General features: G+C 70.0%; 19 protein-coding genes and 4 pseudogenes. 15 read left to right on the top strand and 8 right to left on the bottom strand.

Features of this window, described 5'->3' with window-relative positions; translation table 11 throughout:
• The first annotated feature begins 50 nt into the window (after window positions 1-50).
• From A6302_RS01645 to A6302_RS01600, 10 genes and pseudogenes are all read left to right on the top strand, one after another.
• Window positions 51-1,028: a branched-chain amino acid ABC transporter permease gene (locus A6302_RS01645; protein ID WP_069305581.1), complete on the top strand. Its 978-nt coding sequence runs from the start codon at window positions 51-53 to the stop codon at window positions 1,026-1,028.
• Complete coding sequence (locus A6302_RS01640) at window positions 1,021-1,776, top strand: ABC transporter ATP-binding protein (RefSeq protein WP_069305580.1); 756 nt, start codon at window positions 1,021-1,023, stop codon at window positions 1,774-1,776. Before A6302_RS01645 ends, A6302_RS01640 begins: the two co-directional genes overlap by 8 nt.
• A gap of 23 nt (window positions 1,777-1,799) precedes the next feature.
• On the top strand, window positions 1,800-3,032 hold the full coding sequence (locus A6302_RS01635; protein ID WP_083255403.1) for an ABC transporter substrate-binding protein: 1,233 nt from the start codon (window positions 1,800-1,802) through the stop codon (window positions 3,030-3,032).
• Window positions 3,033-3,100: 68 nt separating this feature from the next.
• Entirely contained in the window at window positions 3,101-3,832 is a 732-nt protein-coding gene (locus A6302_RS01630; RefSeq protein WP_069305578.1) for an ABC transporter ATP-binding protein, read from the top strand.
• A 101-nt stretch (window positions 3,833-3,933) separates the two neighbouring features.
• Window positions 3,934-4,923 (top strand): tRNA pseudouridine(55) synthase TruB, encoded by a 990-nt coding sequence (truB, locus tag A6302_RS01625; RefSeq protein WP_425349098.1) that lies wholly within the window; start codon window positions 3,934-3,936, stop codon window positions 4,921-4,923.
• Window positions 4,924-4,951: 28 nt separating this feature from the next.
• Window positions 4,952-5,220, top strand: a pseudogene (gene rpsO / locus A6302_RS01620) (30S ribosomal protein S15).
• Window positions 5,221-5,496: 276 nt separating this feature from the next.
• Window positions 5,497-7,622: pseudogene (gene pnp, locus A6302_RS01615) on the top strand (polyribonucleotide nucleotidyltransferase).
• Between the two features lie 187 nt (window positions 7,623-7,809).
• The gene (locus A6302_RS01610) at window positions 7,810-8,778 is read left to right on the top strand and encodes a sugar-binding transcriptional regulator (protein WP_083255402.1); all 969 of its coding nucleotides are present in this window, start codon (window positions 7,810-7,812) and stop codon (window positions 8,776-8,778) included.
• Window positions 8,779-8,970: 192 nt separating this feature from the next.
• Window positions 8,971-10,283, top strand: a pseudogene (locus A6302_RS01605) (cyclopropane fatty acid synthase).
• Between the two features lie 191 nt (window positions 10,284-10,474).
• The gene (locus A6302_RS01600; protein WP_069305575.1) at window positions 10,475-11,479 is read left to right on the top strand and encodes an ABC transporter substrate-binding protein; all 1,005 of its coding nucleotides are present in this window, start codon (window positions 10,475-10,477) and stop codon (window positions 11,477-11,479) included.
• A 349-nt stretch (window positions 11,480-11,828) separates the two neighbouring features.
• Here the strand turns inward: A6302_RS01600 and nadC are convergent, their stop codons facing one another.
• The 4 genes from nadC to nadA form a co-directional block, all read right to left on the bottom strand.
• A complete protein-coding gene (nadC, locus tag A6302_RS01595) occupies window positions 11,829-12,689 on the bottom strand; it encodes a carboxylating nicotinate-nucleotide diphosphorylase (RefSeq protein ID WP_069305574.1) in 861 nt (286 codons plus the stop codon).
• The gene (locus A6302_RS23890) at window positions 12,686-12,946 is read right to left on the bottom strand and encodes a hypothetical protein (RefSeq protein WP_245293855.1); all 261 of its coding nucleotides are present in this window, start codon (window positions 12,944-12,946) and stop codon (window positions 12,686-12,688) included. The genes nadC and A6302_RS23890 overlap by 4 nt, the downstream gene beginning before the upstream one ends.
• On the bottom strand, window positions 12,943-14,049 hold the full coding sequence (locus tag A6302_RS01590) for an FAD-binding protein (RefSeq protein WP_245293857.1): 1,107 nt from the start codon (window positions 14,047-14,049) through the stop codon (window positions 12,943-12,945). The genes A6302_RS23890 and A6302_RS01590 overlap by 4 nt, the downstream gene beginning before the upstream one ends.
• Before the next feature lie 193 nt (window positions 14,050-14,242).
• Window positions 14,243-15,235 (bottom strand): quinolinate synthase NadA, encoded by a 993-nt coding sequence (gene nadA, locus A6302_RS01585; RefSeq protein ID WP_069305573.1) that lies wholly within the window; start codon window positions 15,233-15,235, stop codon window positions 14,243-14,245.
• A gap of 271 nt (window positions 15,236-15,506) precedes the next feature.
• On the opposite strand from nadA, the gene A6302_RS01580 reads away from it, so the two are divergent.
• The 3 genes from A6302_RS01580 (at window position 15,507) to A6302_RS01570 (ending at window position 18,285) form a co-directional block, all read left to right on the top strand.
• Window positions 15,507-15,887: a DUF2946 family protein gene (locus A6302_RS01580; protein WP_141703359.1), complete on the top strand. Its 381-nt coding sequence runs from the start codon at window positions 15,507-15,509 to the stop codon at window positions 15,885-15,887.
• 124 nt (window positions 15,888-16,011) lie between these two features.
• A complete protein-coding gene (locus A6302_RS01575; RefSeq protein WP_069305571.1) occupies window positions 16,012-16,626 on the top strand; it encodes a copper chaperone PCu(A)C in 615 nt (204 codons plus the stop codon).
• 228 nt (window positions 16,627-16,854) lie between these two features.
• On the top strand, window positions 16,855-18,285 hold the full coding sequence (locus A6302_RS01570) for a PepSY-associated TM helix domain-containing protein (protein ID WP_069305570.1): 1,431 nt from the start codon (window positions 16,855-16,857) through the stop codon (window positions 18,283-18,285).
• Between the two features lie 13 nt (window positions 18,286-18,298).
• Here the strand turns inward: A6302_RS01570 and A6302_RS01565 are convergent, their stop codons facing one another.
• The 4 genes and pseudogenes from A6302_RS01565 to A6302_RS01555 all read right to left on the bottom strand — a co-directional run bounded on the left by A6302_RS01565 (window position 18,299) and on the right by A6302_RS01555 (window position 21,213).
• Entirely contained in the window at window positions 18,299-19,279 is a 981-nt protein-coding gene (locus tag A6302_RS01565) for an NUDIX hydrolase (RefSeq protein ID WP_069305569.1), read from the bottom strand.
• A gap of 244 nt (window positions 19,280-19,523) precedes the next feature.
• Window positions 19,524-20,111: pseudogene (locus A6302_RS23885) on the bottom strand (CorA family divalent cation transporter); the annotation flags it as partial.
• Window positions 20,084-20,464, bottom strand: a complete 381-nt coding sequence (locus A6302_RS22590) for a hypothetical protein (protein WP_069305568.1) — start codon at window positions 20,462-20,464, stop codon at window positions 20,084-20,086. The gene A6302_RS22590 and the pseudogene A6302_RS23885, both read right to left, overlap by 28 nt.
• Before the next feature lie 38 nt (window positions 20,465-20,502).
• The gene (locus tag A6302_RS01555; protein ID WP_069305567.1) at window positions 20,503-21,213 is read right to left on the bottom strand and encodes a TetR/AcrR family transcriptional regulator; all 711 of its coding nucleotides are present in this window, start codon (window positions 21,211-21,213) and stop codon (window positions 20,503-20,505) included.
• A 366-nt stretch (window positions 21,214-21,579) separates the two neighbouring features.
• Here A6302_RS01555 and A6302_RS01550 point away from each other — a divergent pair, with 366 nt between their 5' ends.
• Window positions 21,580-23,091, top strand: coding sequence for an efflux transporter outer membrane subunit (locus tag A6302_RS01550; RefSeq protein WP_083255400.1), 1,512 nt, complete (start codon window positions 21,580-21,582; stop codon window positions 23,089-23,091).
• Window positions 23,092-23,370: 279 nt separating this feature from the next.
• Window positions 23,371-24,492, top strand: coding sequence for an acyltransferase family protein (locus A6302_RS01545; RefSeq protein WP_069305565.1), 1,122 nt, complete (start codon window positions 23,371-23,373; stop codon window positions 24,490-24,492).
• Window positions 24,493-24,589 lie beyond the last annotated feature (97 nt).

The following is a 24,589-nucleotide window of genomic DNA, read 5'->3' as shown; positions in this document are numbered from 1 at the left end:
CCTGACCCGGGACAAGGCCGCCGGATCCGGCGAAAAAGGGTTCGGGACAGATGAGCGGACTTCTGCTTTTCCTCGTCAGCATGGTCAGCCTCGGCGCCATCTACGCCATGCTCTGCGTGGCGCTCAATCTGGAATCCGGGGTCGGCGGCCTCTGGGATCTCGGCATCGTCTCCTTCTTCGGCATCGGCGCCTATGCCTATGTCATCGTCACGGCCCCGCCGGCCGCCTCCTACCAGGCCTACATCTTCGGCTTCGAGGCGCCGGTCTGGGCCGGCATGGCGGCGGCGATGATCGCGGCGGCGCTGTTCGCGCTGCTGATCGGCGCGCTGACCCTGCGGCTCAAGCGGGAATACTTCCTGATCACCACGCTCGCCTTCGCCGAGGTGATCCGCCAGATCTTCGTCAACGAGGCCTGGCTGACCAACGGCGTCGCCGGCATCTACGGCCTGCGCCCGCCGCTGCGCGAGGCGGTCGATCCCTCGGCCTACGGCTTCCTGCTGCTGGCCCTGCTGGTGGCGGGTCTCGCCATCGTCTTCCTCGTGACGCGCCACATGGTGATCTCGCCCTTCGGCCGCAGCCTCAAGGCCGTGCGCGAGAACGAGGCGCTGGCGATCACCGCCGGCATCGCGCCGCGCCGGCACAATCTCAAGGCCTATGTGGTGGCCGGCACGATCAGCGGTCTCGCGGGGGTGTTCTACGTCTGGTACAACACCATCGTCACCCCGGGCCAGTATTCCAGCGACGTCACCTTCTTCGTCTGGACGGCGGTGATCATCGGCGGCCTCGGCAGCCTGCGCGGCGCCCTCGTCGGCGGCTTCATCTTCGTGCTGCTGCACGACATCCTGCGCTTCGTTCCCGTCTCCGGCGAGGCCGCCGCCACCGTCGCCTCGCTGCGCACGGCCGTGATCGGCCTCGCCCTCATCCTCATCCTCCGCTGGCGGCCCAACGGCCTGTTCCCCGAGCGCGCCACCGTCTTCGGCGGCGCGGCTCCGGCCGGCGCCAAGGCCATGGTGTCGCACAATGCTTGACGTCTCCTCCTGCAAGCTCTCCTTCGGCGGCGTCAAGGCGGTGGACGACGTGTCGCTGCGGGTCGAGCCCGGCAGCATCACCGGCCTGATCGGCACCAACGGCGCCGGCAAGACCACGCTGTTCAACGTGATCAGCGGCTTCCTCAAGGCCGACGCCGGCAGCATCCGCTTCATGGACCGCGACATCACCGCCAGGGACCCGAGCGAGATCGCCAAGCTCGGCATCCTGCGCACCTTCCAGACCCCGGTCGGCTTTCCGCGGATGACGGTGATGGAGAACATGCTGGTGTTCTCCCGCCACGACCGTGACCGGCGGTCCTCGCCCTTCTCGCCGGCGCGGGTGCCGGCCGAGACCCTGGAGGCGGCCTCGGCCATCCTCGCCGACTTCGGCCTCTACCAGAAGCGCGACGTCTGGGCCGAGGATCTCAGCGCCCCGGATCTCAAGATGCTGGAATTTGCCCGGGCGATGATGGCCGGGCCCGTGCTGCTGATGCTCGACGAGCCGGCCGCGGGCGTCAATCCGGCGCTGATCGAGAGCCTTGCGTCGCGCATTCGTGCCCTGCGCGACCAGGGCGTGAGCTTCCTGCTCGTCGATCACAACCTGAAATTCGTCTGCAACGTCTGCGACCGGATCTTCGCGATGGCGGACGGTCGCATCATTGCGGAAGGAACCCCCGACGAGGTGATCGCGGACCAGAAGGTCCTCGAACTCTACATCGGGAAGAGTGCGAAGACCGACCTGCAATAAATCCAACGAGGGGACCCGAAATCATGCCTAGGACTCTGAAAAGTGCCCTGTTTGCCGCCGTGAGTGTCGCCTGCCTCGTCGGGCCCGCCGCAGCGGAGGACGTCAAGCTCGGCTTCATGGTGGGCTTCACCGGCGACATGGCCCCCTGGGCCGGCGCGCTGAACAACGGCGCCATCCTCGCCGTGGAGGAAATCAACGCCGCCGGCGGCGTGCTCGGCAACAATGTCGTGCTCGTCCCCGAGGACAACACGTCCACGGCGGCGGGCGGCGTGCGCGGCGCGCAGAAGCTCGTCAGCGTCGACGGCGTGAGCGCGATCATCGGCCCGGAATCCGATCCGATCATGGCGCTGCTGTCCTTTGCCAAGGACACCAAGACCCCGATCATCTCCACCTCCGCCGGCACCGAAGGCCTCGACAAGGCCGGCGGCAAGGGCAACTACATCTACCGCACCAACGCCTCCGACAGCTTCCTCGGCGTCGTCCACGCCAAGCTGCTCATCGACGAGATGAAGCAGACCGAGATCGTCATGGTCGTGGAGAATCTCGAAGGCACGCTCAGCGCTGCCAACACCTTCGTGCGCAACTACGAGAAATTCGGCGGCAAGGTCGTCAAGACCGTGACGCTGGCGCCGGGCCAGTCGAACTATCTCAACGAGATCAAGGAAGTGGCCGACGCCACGCCGGGCGGCCTGATCTTCGTCGCCGCCGGCCAGACCACCGGCGTCAACTTCGTCAAGCAGGCCTACCAGCGCGGCTACGACTGGAAATACTGGGTCACCGCCGAACTGCAGAGCCAGGACTTCGTCCAGGCCGCCGGCGCCGAGATCGTCAAGGGCGCGATCAACCCGGTGTCGAGCCAGGTGGAAGGCGCGCCGAGCTGGGCGCGGTTCTCCGAGGCCTACGCCAAGCGCTTCGGCGAGGCCCCGCAGTCGGGCTTCTACCAGGCCGAGACCTATGACGCGGTGATCCTCGCCGCGCTCGCCATGCAGGCGGCGGGCGCCACCACCGGCGAGGCGATCGATTCCAAGCTGATCGACGTCTCCCGGCCGGAAGGCGAGAAGGTGTTCTCCTATGCCGACGGCGTGAAGCTGCTCGCCGAGGGCAAGGACATCGACTACGACGGCGCCTCCGGCCCGCTCGACTTCAGCGACACCGGCAACGTCGCCGTCCCGGCGACCCGCCTGCTGCAGATCGACGACAAGGGCGAATGGGTGTCGTTGAAGACGATCGACACCAGCGCCTATCCCGCCAACTGAGGCCGGGCCTCATCCGCGCGACCGGGCGGGGGCTCTCCCCCCGCCCGCACCGGACAGGTGGACACATCATGACAGACAACAACGGCGCCCCCGCACAGCTCGTGGTCCGCGACCTCGTCGCCGGATATGGCCGGCTACCGGTGCTGCACGGCCTCAGCCTCGACGTCGCCGCCGGCGCGATGGTGGCGATCATCGGGCCGAACGGCGCGGGCAAGTCCACGCTGACCAAGGCGATCATGCGGCTCGTCGAGGTGATGGGCGGCGAGATCCGCTTCGAGGGCACCCGGATCGACGGCCTCGAACCGCAGGCGATCGCCGCGCTCGGCGTCGGCTACGTGCCGCAGACCCGCAACGTGTTCGGCGCGCTCAGCGTCGAGGAAAATCTCGAACTCAGCTGCAATCTCCTGCCTCGCGGCGCCGCCGGCGCGGCGATCGAGGCGATCTACGCCCGCTTTCCGCGGCTCCGGCAGCGCCGCAGCCAGAAGGGTGCCTCGCTGTCTGGCGGCGAGCGGCAGATGCTGGCGATCGGCTCGGCGCTGATTTCCAACCCGAAGCTGATCATCCTCGACGAGCCGACCTCCGGCCTGTCGCCGCACATGACCACGGAGGTCGCCGAGGGCATCAAGGCGATCAACGACGCCGGCACCACGGTGATCTGGGTGGTGGAGGAAAATCCGCAGCAGATCCTCGCGCTCGCCGACTGGGTCTACGTGCTGGACGGCGGCACCGTCCGCATGTCCTGCGCCGCCCGCGACCTGCTCGGCGCGGAGAATTTCCGCGAACTGTTCCTCGGGGTGTGAGGCGGGCCCCCAAGGCCCGGGTTTCGGCCCGGCCTTGCGGACGGGCGCCCGCCACATTCCTCGTTGCGCGCAGCGGCGTTCCTCTGTAGGACGCGAGCCTGATGAAATGGCGCGCAGCGGCCGGGTCCGAATCCCCGCCGCCGCGGAACGACGAAGACCCCATGGCGAAAAAACCCAAGAAGAACGACGTGCACGGCTGGGTCGTGCTCGACAAGCCGTTCGGCATGACCTCCACCCAGGCCGTCGGCGCGGTCAAGCGCCTCGTCGGCACCTCCAAGGCCGGCCACGCCGGCACCCTCGACCCGCTCGCCTCCGGCATGCTGCCGATCGCGCTGGGCGAGGCGACCAAGACCGTGCCCTTCGTCATGGACGGGGCCAAGGTCTACCGCTTCACCGTGCGCTGGGGCGCGGAGACGACCACCGACGACGCCGAGGGCCCGGTGGTCGCGACCGCCGACGTCCGCCCGACCCCGGACGAGATCAACGCCGTGCTCGACGACTACGAGGGCGTGATCATGCAGGTGCCGCCGGCCTTCTCGGCGATCAAGGTCGACGGCGAGCGCGCCTATGATCTCGCCCGCGCCGGGGAGGAGGTGGAGCTCGAGGCCCGTCCGATCGAGATCCATGCGCTCGATCTCGTCGACTGTCCCGACACCGACACCGCGATCTTCGAGGCCGAATGCGGCAAGGGCACCTATGTCCGCTCGCTCGCCCGCGACATGGGCCGCCAGCTCGGCTGCCGCGGCCATGTCATCGAACTGCGCCGCCTCGCCGTCGGCCCCTTCGGCGAGGACGACATGATTTCGCTGGAAATGCTGGAGGCCTTGCGGCATAGTCCCGCCCGCGAGGACGACCTTGCAAGACTTATCCGCCCCGTCGAGACCGCGCTGGACGACATCCCGGCGCTGGCCATGAGCGAAGCGGACGCGAACAGGCTGCGGAATGGTCAGCCGGTTCTGCTGCGCGGACGGGATGCTCCCACGTTCGATGGACCGGCTTATGCCGTGTGCCGGGGCCAGTTGGTGGCCCTCGGTGACATCGACCGTGGCGCATTCTCCCCGAAGCGCGTGTTCAACCTGGCGCGGACCTGATCCGCGCCGCCACGGAAAGGAATGCCCGATGTCGATTACGCCCGAGCGCAAGTCCGCGCTGATTCTCGAATATGCGACCAAGCCGAACGACACCGGCTCGCCGGAAGTTCAGGTTGCGATCCTGTCGGAGCGCATCTCCAACCTCACCGGCCACTTCAAGACCCACGGCAAGGACAACCACTCACGCCGCGGCTCCTGAAGCTGGTCAGCCAGCGCCGTCAGCTCCTCGATTATCTCAAGCGGTCGGATGCCGGCCGCTATCAGGACCTGATCGGTCGTCTCGGCCTTCGCCGCTGACCGATACCTTCGAACGGGGCGGATGCCAGTCCGCCCCTTCGATTTTTTGAAACCCCCGCAGGACGGCCCGCAGAAACGGGCCGGACCGTGCAACGAGGCCGCAGAGCGATCGCGGTCATGGGGCAGGATCGCCGGACGCTTCCCGCCGCAAGGGCGAAGGAGCCTCCCGCCGTCTTGCCCGTGGCCATGGGCCCCCGGTGTGATGCGGTCGACAGGAGTGTCGCCGCGTGTTCGGGACGTGCGCTCTGCCGCTTCGCGCAAGAAAGGCAGACCTACATGTTCGACATCCAGACCGTCGAGATCGAATGGGGCGGGCGTCCGCTCGTGCTCGAGACCGGCCGTGTCGCCCGCCAGGCCGACGGCGCCGTGTTCGCCACCTACGGCGACACCTCCGTGCTCGCCACCGTGGTCTCCGCCAAGGAGCCCAAGCCCGGCCAGGACTTCTTCCCCCTGACCGTCAACTACCAGGAAAAGGCCTTCGCGGCCGGCAAGATCCCCGGCGGCTTCTTCAAGCGCGAGGGTCGTCCGTCCGAGCACGAGACCCTGACCTCGCGCCTGATCGACCGCCCGATCCGCCCGCTGTTCCCCGATGGCTACAAGTGCGACACCCAGGTGGTCGTCACCGTCCTCTCCCACGACATGGAGAGCGCGCCGGACATGCTGGCGCTGGTCGCCGCCTCCGCCGCCCTGACCCTGTCGGGCGTGCCGTTCATGGGCCCGATCGGCGCGCCCGCGTCGGCTACTTCGACGGCGAGTTCGTCCTCAATCCGGCCGTCGACCGCATGGCCGACTCCAAGCTCGACCTCGTCGTCGCCGGCACCCATGACGCCGTGCTGATGGTCGAGTCCGAGGCTCAGGAGCTCGACGAGGAGACCATGCTTGCCGCGGTGATGTTCGGTCATCGCGAGATGCAGCCGGTGATCGACGCGATCATCCGCCTCGCCGAGCGCGCCGCCAAGGAGCCGCGCGACTTCACCCAGGCCGACGTGTCCGAGATCGAGTCGGCCGTGCTCGCCATCGCCGAGCAGGACCTGCGCGACGCCTACAAGCTCACGGTCAAGCAGGACCGCTACGAGGCCGTCAGCGCCGCCAAGGCCAAGGTCATGGCCGGCATGTTCCCCGAAGGCGAGGAGCCGCGCTTCTCCAAGGAAGCCGTCGCCGGCGTCTTCAAGGAACTGCAGGCCAAGATCGTCCGCTGGAACATCCTCGACACCGGCAGCCGCATCGACGGCCGTGACCTCGTCACGGTCCGCCCGATCGTCGCCGAAGTCGGCGTCCTGCCGCGCGCCCACGGTTCGGCGCTGTTCACCCGCGGCGAGACCCAGGCCCTCGTGGTCGCGACGCTCGGCACCGGCGAGGACGAGCAGTTCGTCGACGCGCTGGAAGGCACCTACAAGCAGAACTTCATGCTGCACTACAACTTCCCGCCCTATTCGGTGGGCGAGACGGGTCGCATGGGGTCGCCGGGTCGGCGCGAGATCGGCCACGGCAAGCTCGCCTGGCGCGCGGTGCATCCGATGCTGCCGCAGAAGCACGACTTCCCCTACACGATCCGCGTGGTCTCCGAGATCACCGAATCCAACGGCTCCTCGTCGATGGCCTCGGTCTGCGGCGCCTCGCTGGCGCTGATGGACGCGGGCGTGCCGATGAAGGCCGCGACGGCCGGCATCGCCATGGGCCTGATCAAGGAAGGCGAGCGCTTCGCGGTGCTCTCCGACATCCTCGGCGACGAGGATCACCTCGGCGACATGGACTTCAAGGTGGCCGGCACCGCCGGCGGCGTCACCTCGCTGCAGATGGACATCAAGATCACCGGCATCACCGAGGAGATCATGAAGGTCGCCCTCGACCAGGCCAAGGGCGGTCGTCTGCACATCCTCGACGAGATGTCGAAGGCCCTCACCGGCGCCCGCGCCACGCTGGGCGAACACGCCCCGCGCATCGAGGTCATCAAGATCCCGACCGACAAGATCCGTGAAGTGATCGGCACCGGCGGCAAGGTGATCCGCGAGATCGTCGAGAAGACCGGCGCCAAGGTCAACATCGAGGACGACGGCACCGTCAAGATCGCCTCCTCGGACGGCAAGGCCATCCAGGCCGCCCTCAACTGGATCCGCGGCATCGCCGCCGACCCGGAAGTCGGCGCGATCTACGAGGGCACCGTGGTGAAGGTCGTCGACTTCGGCGCCTTCGTGAACTTCTTCGGCACCCGCGACGGCCTCGTCCACGTCTCCCAGCTCGCCCCGCACCGGGTCGCGAACGTCAAGGACGTGGTCAAGGAAGGCGACAAGGTCTGGGTCAAGCTCATGGGATTCGACGACCGCGGCAAGGTCCGCCTCTCCATGAAGGTCGTCGACCAGGCGACCGGCACGGAACTGAGCGGCGAAGCCGACGCGGGCTGATCGCCGGCGCATCGATCCACGGAAGGGCCGGGCCGCAATGGCCCGGCCTTTTTCGTCGGATCCGGCGCGATCGCTGTGAAATCCTTGACATCCCGCATCCGGAACGGTTGCATCCGTGCATCGGAAGTCCGATTGTGCGAACACGATCCCGACATCCTGATGCAGGCCCTCCTCCGGACGACCGCCCATGCTTGAAATTCCCAAGGACGACGACCTTCTGGTTCGCACTGCCTGGCTCTACTACGTCGGCGGGCAGAGTCAGGAAGAGGTCGGCAACGCCCTGGGCATCTCGCGCTTCCGGGTGACGCGGATGCTGGCCGAGGCGCGCGAGCGCGGCATCGTCCGCATCGCCATCGAACACGGCACCACCGCCACGCTCCGGGCCGCCGACAAGCTGACCGCCGGCTACGGCCTGCGCGAATGCATCGTCACGCCCAAGCTCGGCATCGATCTCGACGCCGCGCCGACCGATGCGGAAGCCGAGGTCGCGCGTCGCGCGGTCGGCATCGCCGCGGCCGGGCTGCTCGCCCGCAAGCTGCAGGTCGACGGGCCGGTGACGATCGGCATCGGCCTTGGTCGCACCATCGCCCGCATGGCCGAGGCGCTGTCCGGCGTGCGCAAGAAGGACGTGCGCTACGTGTCGCTGGTCGGCTCGCTGACCCGGACGGCCAAGGCCAATCCCTTCGACGTCTGCACCCAGCTGGCCGCAAGCTGCGGCGGCGAGGCCTATTTCCTCGCCGCGCCCTATCTCGTCGACAGCGAGGCCGACGTCGACGTCATCATGAGCCAGCGCATCGTCCGCGAGACGCTGGAGGTCGCCCGCTCGGCGGCCGTCTATTTCGTCGGCTGCGGCGAATGCCGCGAGGGCTCGACGCTGCATTCGAGCGGCCTCGTCACCGCCGAGGAATTCGCCTCCGTGACCGCGGCCGGCGCCGTGGTCGATTCCACCGGCAAGTTCTTCGATGCCAAGGGCCGGATCGTGCCGACCGAGCTCAACAACCGCACCATCGCCGTCAGCCTCGACGACCTGATGAGCCACGAGGTGGTGCTGCTCGCCGCCGGGCGGATCAAGGCCGAGCCGGTGCGCGCCATGCTCGCGACCGGCATCGTCGACCGGCTGGTGGTCGACGGCGATCTCGCCGAACTGCTGGTCTGACCCGGAGCCCCGGGGGGCCGAGGTCCGGTGATGGCGGGTGCGACGGCAACCTTCGATCGCGAGGGCGCGCCTGCGGGCGTGCACGGTGGATATAATCAGGTATCCTGACCGGGAACCGGTCCTGCCGGATCGACCCTTGCGACCGGGACGGCGTTGCCGATCCCCCTCGCGGCGAGACGAGAGGAAGTGCCGATGATCGCCGATCATCTTCTCGGGCGCGTGCTGCGCGCCGTGATTCGCACCGGAACCCTGGAGGTCATCGACGCGGTCGGCCGCCGCCAGACCTTCGGCGACGGCGGCTCGCCCCGGGTCGCCGTCCGCTTCGCCGATGCGGGCGCGGTGCGCGAACTGATCCGCGACCCGGAGCTGAAGCTCGGCGAACTCTACATGGACGGACGGCTGCTGATCGAGGCCGGCAGCCTCGACGACCTCTTGCGGCTCTGCCTGGAGACCACCGGCGGTGACCGGGCGCTGATGCCGGGCCGCGCGCTTGCCGTGCTGCGCCGCGCCTTCCGCCGGCTGGCCGCCAGCAATCCGGTGTCCAAGGCCCGGCGCAACGTCGCCCATCACTATGATCTCGACGGCCGGCTCTACGATCTGTTCCTCGACGCCGACCACCAGTATTCCTGCGCCTATTTCGAGACGCCGGACGCCAGCCTCGAGGAAGCCCAGCTTGCCAAGAAGCGGCATGTGGCGGCCAAGCTGATGATCGAGCCGGGCATGAGCGTGCTCGACATCGGCTGCGGCTGGGGCGGCATGCTGCTCTATCTCGCGACCTTCGCGGGCGCCGGCCCGATGCGCGGCATCACCCTGTCGGAAGAGCAGCTGGCCACCGCGCGGCGCAGGGCCACGGCGCGCGGCGTCGATCCGGACACCTTCGCGCTGGAGGACTTCCGCCAGACCACTGGCCGCTTCGACCGCATCGTCTCGGTCGGCATGTTCGAGCATGTGGGCGCGTCCAGCTACGACGCCTATTTCGAGGCCTGCGCCCGGCTGCTCGCCGAGGACGGGGTGATGCTGCTGCACACCATCGGCCGCACCGGCGTGCCGGATTTCACCAATCCGTGGATCACGAAATACATCTTCCCCGGCGGCCACCTGCCGACCCTGTCGGAGATCCTGCCGGCGATCGAACGCTCCGGCCTCGCCGTCGCCGACATCGAGATCCTGCGCCTGCACTACGCCGAGACGCTCAAGGCTGGCGCACGCGCTTCATGGCCGCCTGGGACGAGGCCAAGGCGCTCTACGACGAACGCTTCTGCCGGATGTGGGAATTCTACCTCGCCGTCTCCGAGGCGGCCTTCCGCTACGAGGACGTGGTGGTGTTCCAGATCCAGCTGACGCGGCGCAACGACATCCTGCCGATCACCCGCGGCTATGTCGCCGAACGCGAGGCGGACCTGCGCCGCCGCGAGGCGGCCGAGCCGGAGCTTGCCTTCGGCGGCGCCCGCCCCGGGCCGGACGGCGCCGGATGGGCTGCGGATCAGGACCGCGCGGCGGAATAGGGCACGCCGCCCCGGCGCTGGCCGAAAAGTTTTCGGGCCCGGAACATCGCGCCATGGCTTGCCGTTGCCCGCTCGCGCCCGATGTTCCTCGGGATGCGAGGCTCACGTGCCGCGGCGCGAGGTCATGGGCGGGTCCACGGCCAGATGCGGAGCCGGGGTCGGGGCGAGATCCAGCTGGGAGACGATCGGACATGAAGACAGTCATCGCAGGGGCCGCGGTTGCCGCGGCCATGCTCGCCGCGCCCGGCGCGCTCGCCGCCGACTGCGGCCGGGTGACGATCGCCAACATGAACTGGCCCTCGGCCGAGGTGCTGGCCTGGATCGACAGCCTCATCCTCACCGAAGGCTATGGCTGTGCGGCGGAACTCGTCGTCGGCGACACCCAGCCGACGCTGACCTCGATGATCGAGAAGGGCGAGCCGGACGTCGCGCCCGAGGGCTGGATCAACTCCTACCGCGAGGCGCTGGACACGGCGGTCGCCGAGGGGCGGCTGTTCTATGCAGTCTCGACGCTGTCGGACGGCGCGGCCGAGGGCTTCTGGATCCCGAAATATGTCGCCGAGGCCCATCCGGAGATCCGCTCGATCCCCGATGCGCTCGCCCGGCCGGAGCTGTTCCCGGCACCGGAAGACCCGGGCAAGGGTGCGGTCTACAACTGCCCGACCGGCTGGGGCTGCGAGACCAACGTCGGCAACCTGTTCCGCGCCTATGACGGCGAGGACAAGGGTTTCGTTCTCGTCGACACCGGCTCGGCCGCCGGTCTCGACGGCTCGATTGCCCGCGCCTTCGAGCGCAAGGAACCCTGGCTCGGCTATTACTGGTCGCCGACCGCCATCCTCGGCAAATACGAGATGGTGCGGCTTGATCCGGGCGAGGGCGTCACCTTCGACAAGGCCGAATGGGACCGCTGCACCACGGTGATCGGCTGCGCCGACCCCAAGCCCAACGCCTGGGTCACCTCCGACGTGCGCACCGTGGTGACGCAGCGCTTCCGCGACGCCGGCGGCCCGGCCTACGATTACCTCACCCGCCGCTCCTGGGACAACGCCACCGTCAACAGGCTTCTCGCCTGGATGACCGACAACCAGGCCACCGGCGAGACCGCGGCCAAGCATTTTCTGAAGTCCAGTCCGGACGTGTGGACGGCCTGGGTCTCGCCGGAGGTGGCGGACAAGGTGAAGGCGGCGATCGAGTGAGGATGGTGGGCTGAGAGAACATGTGGCGCGGGGACGACAGAGGCGAGGGGCGGAGAGCGGGCGGTGGTCTTTACCCGGCTCCCACCTCTCGATTGTCATCCCTGCTCCCCTCTCGCCTCCGTCATCCCCGCGTCAAGCGGGGATCCATCCCTCTCCGGGCGGATGGTCGGATGGGATCACGGGCGGGGGGTCGAAGCTTGGCTTCAGCTGCCACCGCACCGTTTTCCTTGCCGCTCGATGGGTCCCCGCTTGACGCGGGGATGACGGAGGCGAGGGGGGGCGAGTCCGCCCTTCCGCATTCCGCGCGGCCTGCGCAATTCCACCCGCCGCGCCAGCAAAATCCCCGCTCTCACACCGCGTCGAGGCCGAAGTCCAGGATCGGCGCGCTGTGGGTCAGCCAGCCGCAGGAGATGACGTCGACGCCGGCGGCGGCAATCGCCGGCACACTGGCCAGCGTCACGGTGCCGGAGGCCTCGGTGATCGCCCGGCCCGCCACCATGGCGACGGCCGCCGTCAGCATCTCGGGCGGCATGTTGTCGAGCAGCACCGCGTCCATGCCGATGGCGAGCGCCTCTTCGAGCTGGGCGAGCGTGTCGACCTCCACCTCGATCTTGACCAGATGGCCGACTGCGGCGCGCGCCGCCTCCAGCGCCGGGCGGATGCCGCCGGCCGCGGCGATGTGGTTGTCCTTGATCAGGATCGCATCGTCGAGGCCGTAGCGATGGCTCGACCCGCCGCCGGCCAGCACGGCGTATTTTTCCAGCGCCCGGAGGCCTGGCGTCGTCTTGCGCGTGCAGGTGATCCGGGCATGACCGTTGCCTTGCGCGGCGGCAACGAGGCCGGCGGTGGCCGTGGCCACCCCCGACAGGCGGCAGAGGAAGTTGAGCGCCACCCGCTCGGCGGTGAGGATCGGCCGCGCCGGACCGGACACGGCGAGCACCGCATCGCCCGGCATCACCGCCGTGCCGTCGGGCTTCAGCACCTCGATCGTCAACCCCGGATCGACGAGCCGGAAGGCCAGCGCCGCGACATCGACGCCGGCCACCACCCCGGGCCGCCGCGTGGCGGCGACCACCGACAGCCGCGCACTGGCCGGCACCACGGCGTTGGTGGTGATGTCCCCGGCCCGGCCGAGGTCCTCCAGCAGGGCGGCACGGACGATCGGCTCGACGAGGAGAGCGGGCAGGCGGTGAAGCTCGGTGGTGGTCACGCAAGGTTCCTTCGCGGGGCGGGCGTCTGCCCGGCAAGGTCGAACAGGCGGTCGGCGGTGAGCTCGCCGTGGACGGCCAGCGCCGCCGCCTGCGGATGATCGGCGCGGAAATGGCCGCCGCGGCTTTCCTCGCGAAGGAGGGCGCCGACGGCGACGAACAGCGCGACCAGCGCCCCGTCGGCCAGCGCGCCGGAGCCGGCGGCCAGCGGCGCGAGCCGGTCGATCGCCTGCGCGAGGCCGGCCGCGTCGCGGATCACCCCGGCGCGGGCGCCATCAGCGCGCGCAGGTCGAATCCGGCGTCGATGTCGCGGCCTTCCGCGATCGCGGCCGTGCGCGGCCGGAGCGATGGCGCGCTGTCGCCGAGGATCGCCTCGGCGATTGCCCGGGCAAAGACGAGGCCCTCGATCAGCGAGTTGCTGGCGAGCCGATTGGCGCCGTGCAGCCCGGTCGACGCGACCTCGCCGACGGCATAGAGGCCGGCAAGGCTCGACCGGCCGCTGCCGTCCACCTTCACGCCGCCCATGTGATAGTGGGCGGCCGGGCGCACCGGGATCGGGGCGTTGACCGGATCGAGGCCGGCGGCCCGGCACAGGCGGTCGACGGTCGGAAAGCGCCTCGGAAAGGCCGCGCCGACGCTTGCCCGCGCGTCGAGGTACACCCGGCGTCCGGCGCCGATCTCGGCGTGGATCGCCCGGGCGACGGTGTCGCGCGGGGCCAGTTCCGCGCCCGGCACGTCGGCCATGAACCGCCGGCCGGACTCGTCGACGAGGATCGCCCCGGCGCCGCGCAGGGCTTCGGTGGCGAGCGGCATCGGGTCGCCGGCCACCGCGATCGCGGTCGGGTGGAACTGGACGAACTCCATGTCGCGCAGCACCGCCCCGGCCCGCGCCGCCATGGCAAGGCCGCGGCCGGTGGCGCCGCGCGGGCTGGTCGCCGAGCGGTAGAGCCCGCCGATGCCGCCGGTGGCGAGCACCACGGCCCGGGCGGACAGCACGGTGCCGTCGGCGAGCCGGACCCCGGCGATCCGCCCGCCGGCCTCGACCAGGCCGGCGACCAGCAGGCCCTCGCGGACCTCGATCGACGGGGTCGCGGCCACGGCGTTGGCAAGCGCCGCCAGCACGGCTGCGCCGGTGGCGTCGCCGGCGGCATGGACGATGCGGCGGGCGGCCATGGGCGGCCTCGAGGCCGAGCGCGAGGCGGCCGGCGCCGTCGCGGTCGAACGGCGTGCCGAGCCGGACGAGATCGTCGATCGCCCGCGGCGCGCCCTCGGCCACGAGCCGGGCGATCGCAGGATCGGTGAGGCCGGCGCCGGCGCGACGGTGTCGTCGGCGTGGAGCGCCGGGGCGTCGCCGTCGCCGATCGCGGCGGCAAGCCCGCCCTGGGCGAGCGCGGTGGCGGTGCCCGCGCGCCGCGGCTGCCGCAGAGGAGGAGGACGGGGAAGGGGGCGAGCGCGAGCGCCGTGGCAAGGCCCGCGACCCCGCCGCCGACCACGATCGCCCGGTCTGGGGCCCGGTCGAGGGCCCGATCAAGGGCGCGGATGTCGGCCATGGCGGTCAGCCGATCGCGAGCATGCGCTCGACCGAGCGGCGCGCCGCAGCGGCGATCGCCGGGTCGATCGTCACTTCCTCGCCCATGGTTTCCAGCGCGCGGCGGATGCCGCTGAGCGTGATGCGCTTCATGTGCGGGCAGAGATTGCAGGGCCGCACGAAGTCGACCTCGGGATAGTGCACGGCCACATTGTCGGCCATCGAGCATTCGGTCACGAGCGCGACGCGGGTCGGGCGGCGCGTGTCGACGAAGCCGATCATCTCGGCGGTCGAGCCGGCAAAGTCCGAGGCGGCCACCACCTCCGGCGGGCACTCGGGATGGGCGATCACCGTCACGTCGCCATAGGCGGCGCGGATCTCGGCGATGTCGGCGACCGAGAAGCGCTCGTGCACCTCGCAGTGGCCGCCCCAGGTGATGATCTCGACGTCGGTCTGCGCCGCGATGTTCCTCGCGAGATATTCGTCGGGCACCATGATCACCTTCGGAACGCCGAGCGACTCCACCACCTTCAGCGCGTTGCCGGAGGTGCAGCAGATGTCGGTCTCGGCCTTGAGCGCCGCGGAGGTGTTCACATAGGTGATCACCGGCACGCCGGGATGGGCGAGCCGCAGGGCGCGCACGTCGGCGGGCGTGATCGATTCGGCGAGCGAGCAGCCGGCGCGCGAATCGGGGATCAGCACAGTCTTGTCAGGGTTCAGCAGCTTGGCGGTCTCGGCCATGAAATGCACGCCGGCCACCACGATCACGTCGGCATCGGTCTTCGCCGCCTCGCGCGCCAGCGCGAGGCTGTCGCCGACGATGTCGGAGACGGTGTGGAAGATTTCCGGCGTCTGGTAATTGTGGGCGAGCACGATCGCCCCGCGCGTCCGCTTCAGCCGTTCGATCGCCGCGATGTCCTCGGCCATGGCCGGCCATTCCATCGGCGTCACATGGTGACGCACCCGCGCATAGAGGTCGGGGCGGGGAAATTCGGCGGTCCGGAGCGCTGCATTCTGCATGGCAACCTCATATGCTCAGTCTGAGCATTAGGGGGGACAAAAAGAAGCCGAACCAAAGCCGGCTCTTATGCTTAGTCTGAGCATAAGGGGCTGTCAAGGAAGAATGACCGCGGCGGGCGCAGCGCGCGGACAGCTCGTCCTCGTCCCCGCTTGGCCGGTGACGGACGTCGTGCTAGAGCGTTGGACCTTCGCGCCGCCCGGATACCAGCGGCGGCGCCTCACGCCGGCCGCGTCTTTCTGGGACGCGGATGACAACGGGACGTCGCTTCGCATGACTGGCGGGACCATCGCACGGCAGGCAGTCCGGATCTGGGTGGCGATGATCGCCGCCTATGTCCTCGTGCTGCAGTCGGTGCTGCCGGTCTATGCGGTCTCGCCGGTCCACGGCGCGGGCAGTCTCGTCGGCGTGCTCTGCCAGCGCGACGCCGGCACGCCCTCCGATCCTGCGGGAACGAGCCAGCAGGGCGACATCTGCTGCATTCTCTGCGTGGCGCCCTCGCTCGCCGCCAGCAACGCCGACCCGGTGCGCACGGCGCTGCCGCGTGGGCGGGCCGCGGTCCTTGCCGTCTTTGCCGTCCACGAGATCCTGCCGCGCGCGCCGCCCGAGCGCAGCCCGGTCCGCTCGCGCGCCCCGCCGTCCGTGTCTGCCTGACGCCGCCGCCGTCCGGTTTCCGCCTCAACGCGGACCGGCGGACGCGCGGTTCGCTTTCGGTGACAGACATCCGGACCTCCGCCGCCAGACGGCCGGGGCCTCCGGCCAGGACGGACGATCCCAAATGACCCACTTTCATGCCAAGGCCGCATCTCTGCCGGCCGCCTTTCGCCTGCGCGCCGCCCTGTTCTGCGGCCTGCTCGCCCTTGCCCCCTTGGCCGTGCCGGCCGCCGCCCACGACTACAAGGCGGGCGATCTCGAGATCGCCCATCCCTGGACCCGCGCGACGCCCGCGGGCGCGGCGGTCGCCGGCGGCTTTCTCGTGGTGAAGAACCATGGATCCACGCCGGACCGCCTCGTCGGCGGCACCGCGGAGTTCGCTGACAAGGTCGAGATCCACGAGATGTCGACCACCGACGGCGTCATGAAGATGCGCCACCTGCCGGATGGCCTCGCGCTTCCCGCCGGCACGGAGACGGAACTCAAGCCCGGCTCCTTCCACATCATGTTCACCGGCCTCAGGCGGGGCCTCGCCCGGGACGAGAAGGTGAAGGGCACGCTTCTCTTCGAGAAGGCCGGCACCGTCGAGGTGGAATGGAAGGTCGAGGCCATGGGCGCCCGTGCCCCGGCCGGCGCAACTGCCGGTGCATCCGGCGACGCGGCGCCGCTGGACCATTCGGGCCACGGCGACCACTCCGGCCATGGCGACCATTCCGGCCACGGCGCCCACACGCCCTGAAGCCGGACCTGCGGTTGCGTCCGCCGATCGGCCTGACCGGCACACGTCCGGCCATGCCGACCGCTACCTGACGCCACCTGCGCCGCACGATCCGTCCCGATGTCCCCTCGCCGGCCCGCCGGCGATCCCTTCCGCATGCGAGCCCGCGCCCGCTGACCGGGTGCCCGTGTCTCTGGCGCATCGTCCGCGCCGGCCGCCGTCTCGCGCCCTTTTCATGAGCTTTCGATCATGACCGACATCACCATTCCTCCGCCTCCTCCTTCCGCGTCCCCGTCTTCCGCAGTCCGGCGCGGCGCCACCGGCCCGTTCTACTTTGCCGCCTGGCGCTGGCACTTCTACGCCGGGCTCTATGTCGTCCCCTTCCTCGTCGTCCTCGCCCTCACCGGCCTCGTCATGCTGTGGACCTCGGTGCTGGACGGCCGCGACGGGGAAAACGCCTTCACCGTCGCGGCTGCCGGCTCGCCGCTGGCGGTGTCCGCGCAGATGCAGGCGGTGACCACCGCCTTCCCGCAGGCGCCAGTCGTGCGCTACATCGCCCCGCGCGCGGCCGAGGGCGCCGCGATCTTCCAGATCGACCGGGCCGGCGAGGCGGTGATGGTCGCCGTCGACCCCTATGCCGGGACCGTGCTCGGCGACTGGCCCCGCCGCAGCGGCTGGTACGACTTTGCCTCCGACGTCCATGGCACGCTGATGCTCGGCACCCTCGGTGACCGGCTGATCGAGATCGCCGCCGGCTTTGCCGTCGTGCTGGTCGTCACCGGCCTCTATCTGTGGTGGCCGCGCGGCCGGCACGGCGTCTTGCGCATGCTGGTGCCGGACTTTGCGGCTCGCGGACGGCCGCTGTGGAAGTCGCTGCACGGCGTGGTCGGGGCGTGGATGTCGGCGATCCTCGTCGTCTTCCTGCTGTCGGGCCTGTCGTGGTCGGGCGTGTGGGGCGAGAAGTTCACCCAGGCCTGGAGCACCTTTCCGGCGGAAAAGTGGGACAACGTGCCCCTGTCGGACGCCACCCACGCCGCGATGAACCACGGCACCAAGCAGGTGCCCTGGGGCCTCGAGCAGACGCCGATGCCGGCCTCCGGGTCGCAGGCGGGCGCGCCCGGCATCGCCGACGGCGTCCCGGTCGACCTGCAGGCGGTGGTCGACTTTGCCCGTGCGAGCGGCTTTGCCGGCCGGATGCAGGTCAACATGCCGTCGGGCGAGACCGGCGTCTGGACGATCTCGCGCGATTCGATGAGCAACGACAGCGCCGACCCGACCTCGGACCGCACCGTCCATCTCGACCGTTTCACCGGCAAGGTGCTCGCGGATGTCGGCTACGGCGACTACGCAGTTCCGGCCAGGGCGATGGCCGTCGGCGTCGCCTTCCACGAGGGCGATCTTGGCGCCTGGAACGTGGCGCTGGTCACGGTCTTCTGCCTGTCGGTGGTGTTCCTGTCGGCGAGCGGCCTGGTGATGTGGTGGAAGCGCCGGCCGGCGGGGGTCGCCCGCCTCGTCGCCCCGCCGGTGCCCGACAGCCTGCCGATGTGGAAGGGCGCGATGGCGCTGATGCTGGCGGTGTCGATGCTCTTCCCGCTCACGGGCCTCACGCTGATCGCGGTGCTGGCGCTCGACGTGCTGGTGATCGCGCGGCTGCCGGGACTGCGGCAGGCGATCGGCTGACGCCGATCTTCCCTCATCCTCCGGGTCGCAGCCCGGCCATGCGCAGGCCCGGCGCGGGGCGCTCCAGCAGCACCTCGCGCCGGAACCGGACCAGCCGGGCCGGCCGGCCGCCGGTTTCCGCCGTGGTCTGGCCGGTTTCCTCGATCAGGCCCTGGCTTTCGACGAGGCGGCGGAAATTCTGCTTGTGCAGGCGCACGCCGGACAGCGCCTCCACGGTGCGCTGCAGCTGCAGCAGCGTGAAGCTCTCCGGCATCAGCTCGAACACCACCGGCCGGTACTTGATCTTGCTGCGCAGCCGGCCGATCGCGGTGGCGAGGATGCGGCGATGGTCGAAGGCCATGGCCGTGCCGGCGGTGAAGGCGGCGGCGACATCGCCGATCGCCGCCCCGCTGGCGGCCGCCCCGCGCCGGCCTTCCTCGACGAGACCGGCCTCGTAGAGCAGTTCGTAGCGCTCCAGCACCCGGTCGTCGATCCAGCCCGCCCCGTCGCCGGAAAACACCAGCATCCGCCGCTCGCGGCGGCTGCGGCGCAGGCTCGCCGACGACGTGCCCTCGATCCAGGCGTCGAGCCCGGCCTCGAGCTCGGCGGCGATCCGCGGCCGGCCGTCGCGCCAGTCCTCCCAGGGAAAGAAGTGATACCAGTCCTGCCAGGCGGCATCGGCCTCGCCGGCCGGCCGTGCCTCGCGCGCCAGCGCCAGATAGGCGACCGACAGCGCCCGGGCGGACTGCTCCTCATGGCGGCCGACGTCGCCGAAGGTGTAGAGCTGCTCCACATGGCCGAGCCGCTGGTCGGTCTGCCGCTCCACCCAGCCGCGCAGGCCCTGGTCGAGCGTGCGGTGCCCGGTTTCCAGCGGCCCGGAGGGCAGGCCGGGGCGCGGTCCGCGCCGCACCACCAGCACGCGCGGCTCGGTCTCGCTTGCGGCAACCACCGCGGCGACGAGGTCGACAGGAACGGCGGTGCTCGTCGGCGTGCGCGGCGCGGCGGTGTCGGACATCGAGGGCGGGCTCGTCAGGGTGAAACTCGGGGCTCTCTTTAGGGGCTTTTACCACACCGCGTCGATGAGACCGTCTGTCATGGCGCGGGCCGTCTGTTCCGCCGCGGCGGAAATGATTGGTCCGGGCATGCTGCGGTTCCGGCCCGGGCTCATCGCTTGCGGCGACCGAATCCGAGCACCCCGCGCGGGCCATCATCCAGGCGATGCCGCCGGTGACGCCGACGCCCAGCGCGGCGGCATAGAGCGTGCCGTGGGCCATCTCGGCGAACGGCATGCCGCCGGTGTTCATGCCGAAGAAGCCGGTGACCAGCGTCGGCGGCAGCAGCAGGCAGGACATCAGCGACAGCACGAACAGCAGCCGGTTCATCTCGGCCGCGCGCCGGGAATCGATCTCGTCGTGGATCAGCCGCGCCCGGTCCTGCAGCGCGCAGACGTCGATGTCGAGCGCCTGCATCTGCCGGCCGATCCGCGCGGCCGCCGCCGCCGTGCCCTCCGGCAACTCGGCCTCGTCCTCCTCGTCGAAACGGTCGACCAGCGCCGAGGCGGAGCGCAGGTTGCGGTGGGCGAGCAGGATCTGGCGGCGGATCTCGCCGAGATCGCCGTTTTCCTCGGTGGCCCGGCCGTCGAAGATCCGGTCCTCGATCAGGTCGAGCTCGTTGGTCAGCCGGTCGTTGAGCCGCTCGGCCCGCCGCTGGAAGGCGTCCATCAGCGCGGTGAACAGGGCCGAGGGACGGGCGACGCGCCGGCCGCGGTCGATGTCGGCGCGCACCATGGAAAAGGACAGCAGCGGCTGGTGCCGCGTCGTCACCACCAGCCGGTCGCCGAGCGCCATGTGGAAGCGGGCAATCGTCGGCGCCTCGTCCGGCGGGCGTCGAAGCGGGTCTCGAAATCGGGCAGGGTGCCGTGGACGACGCCCTCGTCGGCCTGGAGTCCGGTGTGGCGGTCGCGCGAGACCAGCGTCGTCAGCGCCGCCTCGGGCAGCGGCAGCCGGGCGAGGAACGCCGGCAGCCGCGCGTCGGCCAGCGACAGATGCAGCCAGAGGAAGCCGTCGTCCGGCACGCTCACCTGCGCCGGCGGGCAGTCGTGGAGCGCCTGTCCGGTGCCGTCGGCATCGAAGCGATAGATCCAGACGAGGCCGGGAATCTGCCCGGCGAAGGCGGTCGGTGGGCGCTCCTGGTCCAGCATGACGGCTCGGCCCGTTCGGGAAGGTGAAGGTCGTCCACCTATCGCCGATCGGCGGGCGCCGGTCCAGCGGTCCCGGTGGCGGCGCCCGGCGCGAGGGGCGGCGCGGTGGGCGGCGGAGAGGCTGCAAGGCCGCTGATGAAGATCTCGACGGTGGCGGGAATCCGCCGGGCGATCTCGGCGGCCGCGCTGGTCTGCCCGTCCGGGTCGAGCAGGCGGAACAAGGGGTTGCCGAGCGCCATGTCGAGCAGAAGTCGGGCGACCAGATCCGGATCGTGCGGCCGCAGCAGCCCGGCCTCCTGCTGCCGGCGCAGGAAGTCGGCCACCGCGGTGCGCACCCGGGTCGGCCCCGCCGCAAGGAAGATCCGGCCGAGTTCGGGGTGCGCGCCGGTTTCCGCCACCACCACCCGCAGGAGGCACAGCGACTGCCCGTCGCAGATCGCCTCCGCCAGCCGGCCGAGCAGGCCGGTGAGGGCCACGGCCGGCGGGCCGGCGCAGGCATCGGCCGGAACGGCGGAAAACAGGCGCTCGACGCGCGCCTCGACCATGGCGGCAAACAGCGCCTCCTTGCCGGCATAAAGCGCATAGAGCGTCTTCTTCGACATGCCGGCGCGGCGGGCGATCTCGTCCATCGCGGCGGCGGCATAGCCGGTCTCGGCGAAGACGTCGGCCGCCGCGCCGAGGATCAGGTCGTGGCGCTGCTCGGGGCTGAGTCGGGGCGGGCGGCCACGGCCACGGCCGGGGGTCGTCATCGGGCCTCTCCTGTTTCCGTTGGGCCACACCGCGGACGAAAAGCGACAGGCGCTCACCGCGATTCCGGGCCCGACACGGAGGATCAACGATTTGTGATCTCGCGCCACCGCGGCCTTTGACTTACACCAGAGGCGCGGGAATGACGGGATCGCGCGCCGGGCGGGACCGGCGGCCGGTCGCCCCGCGTGGCAGCCACGACACCGTGTGACAGCCGCTTACAATCCGCTGCTTGACGAAATTAGGAAACCATTTAGTTTCCAAAATCAAGCACGACGGATGCTGCATTGCACGCGCGCGTCGCCGATCCGGTGCGCCTGTGCCCGTCCTGTCGTCTGGTAAGCCTCACGGGGGTCAACTTGTCCGGTATGTCTTCTTCCTCGGTCCGCCCGTTGCGGCCGTCCGGCCTCCGCCGTGTCGCCGCGATCGCCGTTCCGGCCCTCGGCCTGTTGCTCGCCGGCTGCTCGGTCGGCCCCGATTTCGCCCGTCCGGCGCTCGACGCCGACGCCGGTTACGTCCAGGGCGGAAACCCGAAGTCCACCGCCTCGGCCTCCACCATGGGCGGCACGGCCCAGGCCTTCGTCTCCGGCCAGGACGTGCCGGGCCGCTGGTGGGAGATGTACGGCTCCAAGAAGCTGTCGCGGCTGGTCGAGACGGCAATGGCCGCCAGCCCGGACGTCGCCGCCGCCCAGGCGACCCTGCGCCAGGCCCAGGAAAACACCCTTGCCGCCGGCGGCGCGCTCCTGCCCGCGGTCGACGGGTCGACCAATGCCTCGCGCCAGCAGACCCAGAGCAATTCGAGCGGCAAGTCGATCTACAATCTCTTCAGCGCCGGTGTCAGCGTCACCTACGCCCTCGACGTCTTCGGCGGCACGCGCCGGTCGATCGAGTCGCTGGAGGCGCAGGCCGAGTTCCAGCGCTACCAGCTCGAGGCGACCTATCTGGCGCTGACGGCCAACGTCGTCACCGCCGCGGTGCAGGAAGCCTCGCTGCGCGAGCAGATCTCGGCCACCAACGAGATTCTCCGCTCGCAGCAGGACGCGCTCAACCTCCTTGAGGAGCAGGTGCGGCTCGGCGCCGGTGCCCGCGCCGACGTGCTGTCGCAGCAGTCGACGCTGGCCCAGACCCGCGCCACCCTGCCGCCGCTTGAAAAGGCGCTCGCCCAGCAGCGCAACCAGCTCGCGGTGCTGATCGGCCGCTTCCCCAACGCCGAGATCGGCGCCAGCTTCCGCCTGTCGGACCTCAAGCTGCCGCGCCGCCTGCCGCTCAGCGTGCCCTCGCAGTTGGTCGCCCAGCGGCCCGACGTGCGCGCCGCCGAGGCCACCCTGCATGCGGCCAGCGCCGAGGTCGGCGTGGCGATCGCCAACCAGCTGCCGCAGTTCAGCATCACCGCCGATCTCGGCGCCTCCTCGCAGAAGCTCAACAAGCTCCTGACCGACAGCGGGGGCGTGTGGAGCATCGGCGCGGGCCTCACCCAGCCGATCTTCGACGGCGGCACGCTGTTCCACCGGCGCAAGGCGGCGGAAGCGGCCTATGAGGCCGCGGCCGCCCAGTATCGCAGCACGGTGCTCTCCGCCTTCCAGGAGGTCGCCGACGCGATCCGGGCGCTGCAGTCGGACGCCGACGCCCTGCGCGCCTCGCTCGCCGCCCACGATGCCGCCGCCGCCAGCCTCGAGCTGACCCGCGAGCAGTTCCAGGCCGGGGCTGTCGCCTACCTGAACCTCCTTACCGCCCAGCAGACCTACCAGTCGGCGCGGCTCAACCTCGTGAGCGCCCAGGCCGCGCGCTTTGCCGACACCGCCGCCCTGTTCCAGGCGCTCGGCGGCGGCTGGTGGAACCGCGTTCCGCCGCCCGAACAGACGGTCGCCGCGGCGCGCTGAACGCGCCGTCCGACACCGAAGGCCCTGGCGGGCGCCCGGCGAAAGCCGCGGCGCCCGTTCTGCGTTGCAGGGGCGTCAGCACCTGGTCCGCAAGTCGAAGTATTCCTCTCCGGTCCATTAACCAGTTTACCAAGCAAAACCTCAGTATCGTGACGTTGCTTGTTAACTCTTTTTTCAGATCAACGATTTCCCGACTCCTGTTCGCGCAAAACAAATGATAATTTTAGTCAAATGACGCGGCATACGAGGCCGTAGCTGTTGCGTCCGAGGGAGTTCCCCATGCAAAATGCGCGCACGGACCGGGTCGACTGGGTCGACTACGCCAAGGGTATCTGCATCATCTTCGTGGTCATGATGCATTCCGTCGAAGGCGTCGAACGCCTCGCCGAGGCACATGGCTGGATGGGGACGGTCGTCGACTTCGCCCGTCCCTTCCGCATGCCGGATTTCTTCCTGATCTCCGGCCTGTTCCTCTCGCGCGTCGTCGATCGCCGGCCGGACGTCTTCTACGACCGCCGGGTGATCCACTTCTTCTACTTCTACCTGATCTGGCTGAGCATCCAGTTCGCGGTGAAGGCGCCCGGCTTCGTGGCCGAGGAGGGCGTGCAGGGCACGCTCCTCAACTATGTCGCGGCGATCTTCTACCAGCCCTTCGGCACGCTCTGGTTCATCTGGATCCTGCCCTTCTTCGCGATGGTCGTGCGTTACACCCGCAGCGTCCCGCCGGTGATCATCTTCGCCGTCGCCGCCGCGCTGGAGATGTCGCACCTCGACTTCGGCGTCACGAAGGACAACGTGCTCGGCTGGTACGCGATCAACGAGTTCGGCGCCCGCTTCGTCTACTTCTTCGCCGGATACTGGGCCGCGCCGCTGGTGTTCCAGCTGGCCCGCAAGGCCTTCGAGAAGCCCGTCGCCGCGCTCGGCTATCTGGCGGTCTGGGGTGTGGTGAACGCTCTCCTGGTGTTCAACGGCTTTGACACCACCAGATACGGCGAGCCCTTCTTCCAGAACTTCGCGACCCTGCCGGTGGTCTCGCTGCTGCTCGGCTTTGCCGGCGCCGGCGCCATCATCGTCGTCGCCGTGCTCTGTGCGAAGCTCGCCGACAGTCTCGACCTGATGAAGCTGCTGCGCTTCGTCGGCGCCAACTCGATCGTGGTCTACCTCTCCTTCTTCCTGCCGATGGGCGCGGCCCGGCTGGTGCTGCTGCGCAGCGGCGTGATCACCGACGTCGGCACCATCTCGGCGCTGGTGACGATCGCGGCCGTGGTCGTGCCCTTCGCGATGTGGTGGGTGGCCAAGCGCATCGGCTTCGGCTTCCTCTACAAGCGGCCGGAATGGGCGCATGTCGAGCGCAAGGTGACCAAGGAACCGCGCCCGGTCGGCCTGCAGCCGGCGGAGTGAGGCTCTCGTAAAGCGGACGAAGACAGGAAGGCGGGTGCGCGGCGAGGGCCGGGCGCCCGCCGTCTGCATTGCGGACACGCTGCCGTGCGGACAGGCG

The organism is Methylobrevis pamukkalensis (genome assembly GCF_001720135.1).
GTDB lineage: Bacteria > Pseudomonadota > Alphaproteobacteria > Rhizobiales > Pleomorphomonadaceae > Methylobrevis > Methylobrevis pamukkalensis.
The sequence above is the reverse complement of the archived record's forward strand: the minus strand, read 5'-3'. Positions and strand labels throughout refer to the sequence as shown.

Coding starts and splice junctions, on each gene's coding strand:
- A6302_RS01645 (WP_069305581.1), top strand. CDS start 51: ATGAGCGGACTTCTGCTTTTCCTCGTCAGCATGGTCAGCCTCGGCGCC.
- A6302_RS01610 (WP_083255402.1), top strand. CDS start 7,810: ATGCTTGAAATTCCCAAGGACGACGACCTTCTGGTTCGCACTGCCTGG.
- A6302_RS01545 (WP_069305565.1), top strand. CDS start 23,371: ATGCAAAATGCGCGCACGGACCGGGTCGACTGGGTCGACTACGCCAAG.
- A6302_RS01565 (WP_069305569.1), bottom strand. CDS start 19,279: ATGTCCGACACCGCCGCGCCGCGCACGCCGACGAGCACCGCCGTTCCT.
- A6302_RS01550 (WP_083255400.1), top strand. CDS start 21,580: ATGTCTTCTTCCTCGGTCCGCCCGTTGCGGCCGTCCGGCCTCCGCCGT.
- A6302_RS22590 (WP_069305568.1), bottom strand. CDS start 20,464: ATGCTGGACCAGGAGCGCCCACCGACCGCCTTCGCCGGGCAGATTCCC.
- A6302_RS01635 (WP_083255403.1), top strand. CDS start 1,800: ATGCCTAGGACTCTGAAAAGTGCCCTGTTTGCCGCCGTGAGTGTCGCC.
- A6302_RS01580 (WP_141703359.1), top strand. CDS start 15,507: ATGACTGGCGGGACCATCGCACGGCAGGCAGTCCGGATCTGGGTGGCG.
- A6302_RS01600 (WP_069305575.1), top strand. CDS start 10,475: ATGAAGACAGTCATCGCAGGGGCCGCGGTTGCCGCGGCCATGCTCGCC.
- nadA (WP_069305573.1), bottom strand. CDS start 15,235: ATGCAGAATGCAGCGCTCCGGACCGCCGAATTTCCCCGCCCCGACCTC.
- A6302_RS01570 (WP_069305570.1), top strand. CDS start 16,855: ATGACCGACATCACCATTCCTCCGCCTCCTCCTTCCGCGTCCCCGTCT.
- A6302_RS01555 (WP_069305567.1), bottom strand. CDS start 21,213: ATGACGACCCCCGGCCGTGGCCGTGGCCGCCCGCCCCGACTCAGCCCC.
- truB (WP_425349098.1), top strand. CDS start 3,934: ATGAAATGGCGCGCAGCGGCCGGGTCCGAATCCCCGCCGCCGCGGAAC.
- A6302_RS01630 (WP_069305578.1), top strand. CDS start 3,101: ATGACAGACAACAACGGCGCCCCCGCACAGCTCGTGGTCCGCGACCTC.
- A6302_RS01640 (WP_069305580.1), top strand. CDS start 1,021: ATGCTTGACGTCTCCTCCTGCAAGCTCTCCTTCGGCGGCGTCAAGGCG.
- A6302_RS01575 (WP_069305571.1), top strand. CDS start 16,012: ATGACCCACTTTCATGCCAAGGCCGCATCTCTGCCGGCCGCCTTTCGC.